This window comes from Arthrobacter sp. 35/47, assembly GCF_000520475.1.
GTDB classification, from domain to species: domain Bacteria; phylum Actinomycetota; class Actinomycetes; order Actinomycetales; family Micrococcaceae; genus Arthrobacter_D; species Arthrobacter_D subterraneus.
The window spans coordinates 38,641-39,240 of record NZ_KI914586.1 but is presented as its reverse complement, the minus strand read 5'-3'; the positions used below and the strand labels follow the sequence as shown (position 1 = coordinate 39,240).

Annotated in this window: 2 protein-coding genes; both read right to left on the bottom strand. The window is 65.3% G+C overall.

Annotation, left to right across the window (positions count from 1 at the left end; all coding sequences use genetic code 11):
* Positions 1-209, bottom strand: a 209-nt coding sequence (locus X803_RS17675) for a dihydropteroate synthase (protein WP_162149189.1), incomplete at its 3' end; no start/stop codon positions are given.
* Complete coding sequence (locus X803_RS22980) at positions 202-462, bottom strand: dihydropteroate synthase (RefSeq protein WP_343299592.1); 261 nt, start codon at positions 460-462, stop codon at positions 202-204. The genes X803_RS17675 and X803_RS22980, both read right to left, overlap by 8 nt.
* Between the last annotated feature and the right edge of the window lie 138 nt (positions 463-600).

The following is a 600-nucleotide window of genomic DNA, read 5'->3' as shown; positions in this document are numbered from 1 at the left end:
GCCGGTATGGCCGGCCCCGGAGCGAAGGGTGCCCCGCCGATGTCCACCCAGTCGGCGCCGTCGTCAGCTGCCTGCAGTGCGGCATCCACGGCGGCCTCCAGCGCAAAGGTGCGGCCACCATCGTAGAAGGAGTCCGGTGTGCGGTTGATGATCGCCATCAGGGCGATCCGACGGTTGAAATCGAGGGTGCGCGGTCCGAATTCATGCATCGGGTGCAGCAGGTGGGGGACAAACTGCGGGGAGCCGGTACGCACGGGGGTCTTTTCCACAGCTCATTTGTATCAGCCCATCCTGACAGCAGGCCGCGCCCGCCGAGTTGGCAGGACACACCCCTTCTGGAGGCGGGTCCACCCAGTCGGCGCCGTCGTCAGCTGCCTGCAGTGCGGCATCCACGGCGGCCTCCAGCGCAAAGGTGCGGCCACCATCGTAGAAGGAGTCCGGTGTGCGGTTGATGATCGCCATCAGGGCGATCCGACGGTTGAAATCGAGGGTGCGCGGTCCGAATTCATGCATCGGGTGCAGCAGGTGGGGGACAAACTGCGGGGAGCCGGTACGCACGGGGGTCTTTTCCACAGCTCATTTGTATCAGCCCATCCTGAC